General features: G+C 71.1%; 4 protein-coding genes. 1 reads left to right on the forward strand and 3 read right to left on the reverse strand.

Annotated elements, in window-relative coordinates; genetic code table 11:
* Positions 1–168 precede the first annotated feature (168 nt).
* The 3 genes from H5411_RS46000 to H5411_RS49955 are packed head-to-tail and all read right to left on the reverse strand — an operon-like array spanning position 169 to position 1980.
* Positions 169–558 (reverse strand): STAS domain-containing protein, encoded by a 390-nt coding sequence (locus H5411_RS46000; protein WP_158559782.1) that lies wholly within the window; start codon positions 556–558, stop codon positions 169–171.
* Positions 555–1037, reverse strand: a complete 483-nt coding sequence (locus tag H5411_RS46005; RefSeq protein WP_369973562.1) for an ATP-binding protein — start codon at positions 1035–1037, stop codon at positions 555–557. Before H5411_RS46005 ends, H5411_RS46000 begins: the two co-directional genes overlap by 4 nt.
* The gene (locus H5411_RS49955) at positions 925–1980 is read right to left on the reverse strand and encodes an STAS domain-containing protein (protein ID WP_110341268.1); all 1056 of its coding nucleotides are present in this window, start codon (positions 1978–1980) and stop codon (positions 925–927) included. Before H5411_RS49955 ends, H5411_RS46005 begins: the two co-directional genes overlap by 113 nt.
* Positions 1981–2470: 490 nt before the next feature.
* On the opposite strand from H5411_RS49955, the gene H5411_RS46015 reads away from it, so the two are divergent.
* Positions 2471–3259 carry a GAF and ANTAR domain-containing protein gene (locus H5411_RS46015; RefSeq protein WP_220818364.1) on the forward strand — a complete coding sequence of 263 codons (789 nt, stop codon included), beginning with the start codon at positions 2471–2473 and terminating at the stop codon, positions 3257–3259.
* Positions 3260–3427: the final 168 nt, after the last annotated feature.

The following is a 3427-nucleotide window of genomic DNA, read 5'->3' on the forward strand; positions in this document are numbered from 1 at the left end:
GACCACAATGGCCGCGGCCCGACGGCGGACTCAACCCGAACGAGTGAACCGTGACCGCTCCACCCCAGGGTCGGCGCGATCGTGCACCACCGGTCGCCGCGCATCGCTCGGATGCATCAGCCGGAGGTCGGTGGCCGCCGACGCTCTCTCAGCAACCCAGGGGGCGGCTTAGGGTCTGGGAGCCTGCAGCGCCTCGTCGACCGTGTGGTAGAGCGCCAGGACGTCGTCGAGGCCGGTGACCTCGATGGGCCTGATGACGGGACGGTTCGCGTCGACCACGACCGGCAGCGATGCGTGCCGCCGTCCCGCGTGCCGGGTGGCCTGCAGCAGCACGGTCAGTCCGGCGGAGTCCAGGAACGTGACCGCGGTCAGATCCAGGATGCAGGGGCCGCGGCTGGCCTCCCGATCGAGGCACTCGATGATCGCCGCGGCCAGGTGCGGCGCGGTGTCCAGGTCGACCTCGCCGGTCACCTCGATCACCAGGGTGCCGTCGTCGGCCTCTCGGTGCGAGCGGATGCTCAACTCCACCGGCGGCGGTTGCTCGCTGGGAGGGGTCACGTCGGCACGTGGGAGGTGTCGGTGAGGGCGGGCCAGGATGCCGAGGTGAGCGAGCCGCCACTACGGGGTTCGGTGCCTCGCGCGCGTGCCACCGCCAGATGCCGGGACGCACCGTTATGTCCTGCGCCGTCCAGGGCCAGCTCGGCCCACACCGTCTTGCCACCGGCGCGGTGCTGCACGCCCCAGGCCGACGCCAGCCGGTCGACCAGCAGCAGGCCGCGTCCCCCCGAGTGATCCGGCGGACGGATCCGGGGCAGCCCGCTCGCGGTGTCGTCGACCTCGATCCGCAGCCGCCGACCATGATGGATCAGCGTGGCGCGGCAGGTGCGCCGGGGCGCACCATGTCGGTGCGCGTTGCTGACCAGCTCATCGGCCACCAGAACGGCGTCCTCGACGACCACGCCGCCGTGGTCGGCCACCAAGCCGCGGACCAGCCGACGCACGTGCTTGGTCGGTGTCGTATCGAGGTCGCAGCTCACGCCGGGCGCTGTCGAGGTGCTGCCTGCCGTCTCCCACGCCTGGGTGGACATGGCACCACACCACCTTCGTCCGAGAACACTCTCCACGGCGAAGAGTCATCCCCGGAGATACCCGACGGTTCACCACAGCAAACCTGAGCGGTGTCCACGCTAGGTGCCGTGTCGTTCCCTGGGCCGACTTCCACTCGACCAGCTCACTGACCCAGCGGCGCCCAGGCACGGCGTGGGCGGTGTTTCCATCGCAACCCAGCGGCGTGCCCGGCAACGCTGCCAGGTGACGAGGCGATCCGCGAGTCGGTTGCGCGCTGGAGTGGGCTCGCACTCGCCGGACAGCCTGATGGCGATGAGGTTGCATCCCCTCACCACGGTCTATGGATGTTGTGTCGTCGCGCGCCTGGTGGAGTTCGGGTTGCGCGTGCCGCCTGGTCGTGTCAGGGGCCGTGGCCTTCTGAACCTGGCTCGCCGCCGTCCGGGTCGGTGGTTGTTCGCGCCGGACGCGGCCGTTGCCTGCGAGGTATGACGGTGCGGCCAGGGCCTGGGCACGGCTGGGGTGGACGTCGAACGTGGTGGTCAGGTCGAGCAGGGTCAGCGGCAGGAGCACCGGCCGGTGGGTGGCGACGACCCGGAACGCGATCCGGCGCTGGTGGGCGTGCTCGCGGGCCTGCAGGAGCGCGGTGATGCCAGCGGCGCCCAGGAACCGCACGTCGGTGAGGTCCGTGACGAGCACGGTGTGCCGGGAGCCGGTTAGGGCGTGGGTGAGTCGGCTCCGCAGTTGGGGCGCGGTGAGGAGATCCAGCTCGCCGTGAACCTCGGCGAGCAGCGCGCTGGGTGTGGGGCTGCTCAGCGCGACCCGGAACGCGGGACACGTGCCGTGGCTGGCGTGCGCGTGGTCCGGGTGGTCGGGCTCACCGGCGCCGGGCGGCCGAATGAGGCGGTCGGTCATGACACGCCCCAGGGAGGTCGACTGGAACGTCGCGGCGGCAGCGGGTGGGCAGGGAACACGGCCAGACCTCCGTCTCGCGATGCGGCGGAGGGGACGCCGGCCGTGGCCCGCGCCGAAGTCGTGCGGTGCGCGAGCCGTCGCAGGTGCGGATGGGCCTGGTTGTCCTGCTCCACCTGAGTGGGTTTGCAGCACGTCCCGGCTGACTGCACAACCGCGAGCTGACCGACATGCTAGTGACGGCGCTGCCCGGTTTCCAGAGGGCGAAGCACTGTCGGGGAGGCGGCGCGCTGGACAGGGTTGCGGTCGGCGCGGGCGGTGCCAAGACTTGGGGTCGTCGGGGGCGACCTCGATACTTCGGTACGGTCATCGACGGTCGGTGTTCAGCAGCGCAGCATCGGATGCGATGAAGGTCGCCTCCGGCGCTCCCGCGGCAGGCCGGGGTTGAGTCCGCGCGACCGTGGCCGTTGCCGCGACAAAGGGGTTTGTGCGCATGACCGGCGAAACCGAGCTGCTGACCATCTCCCAGGAGCTGGCCGAGGTGTCGCGGCTGGTCGAGGACGACGACGTGACGGGCGCGCTGGGACGCTTTGCCGAGCGGGTGCTGCGCACCGTGCCGGGCTGCGCGGCGGTCACCGTCACCATGACCGGCGCGCGGGCCGAGCAAGCGGACGTGGTGGCGGCCTGCGCGACGCCGGGTGCAGCGGCGCCCACGCAGGACATGCTGACCGGTGACGGCCCGCTCGTGGAAGCGTTGCGGTATCGCGAACCTCGCCGGGTGGACGACACGCACACCGATCAGCGGTGGCCGCGGTTCAGCGCGCGTCTGGCCGAGCACGGCTATCGCAGTGTCCTGGTGTTGCCGGTGCCGACCCGCCGCTGCGGCGGATCGGGCGGGTCGGCGGTGCTGACGGTGTTCTCCGACGAGCCGCACCGATTCGACGAGACCGTCCACGACGTCGCGCTGCTGCTGACGGTGCACGCCGGCGTGGTGTTCGACAACGCGCAACTGTTCCACGACAGCCGCCGCCTGGTGGACCACCTCAAGGTGGCGCTGGAGACCCGGCAGACGATCGGACAGGCCCAGGGCCTGCTGATGCGCCACTTCGGCTGCGACGCCCAAGGCGGGTTCCACTTGCTCAAGGGAGCCTCGCAGAACACCAACACCAAACTCCGGGACGTCGCCGAGATGCTGGTCTCCGCCCACGAACAGGACACCTTCGACAGCGCCCTGACCAAGTTCCGGCTTGACGCCACCACCGCGGGAGCCGCGACGAGCTAGCAGCCCGGTTTCTCACAGCCACAGCAACGCCCGCGCCACCGACCCGCGGCTGTGCTAGGCGGGGCAGGTGGCGCGGGCATTGCCGGTGGACTGCCTGGGGATGGTCACTTGCCGCTGATCGCGATGCGGCGCGGCTTGGCCGCCTCGGTCTTGGGCACACGGACGGTC

Source organism: Amycolatopsis echigonensis (assembly GCF_014174495.1).
In the GTDB taxonomy this organism is placed as follows: Bacteria; Actinomycetota; Actinomycetes; order Mycobacteriales; family Pseudonocardiaceae; genus Amycolatopsis; species Amycolatopsis echigonensis.

Coding starts and splice junctions, on each gene's coding strand:
- H5411_RS49955 (WP_110341268.1), bottom strand. CDS start 1,980: ATGACCGACCGCCTCATTCGGCCGCCCGGCGCCGGTGAGCCCGACCAC.
- H5411_RS46015 (WP_220818364.1), top strand. CDS start 2,471: ATGACCGGCGAAACCGAGCTGCTGACCATCTCCCAGGAGCTGGCCGAG.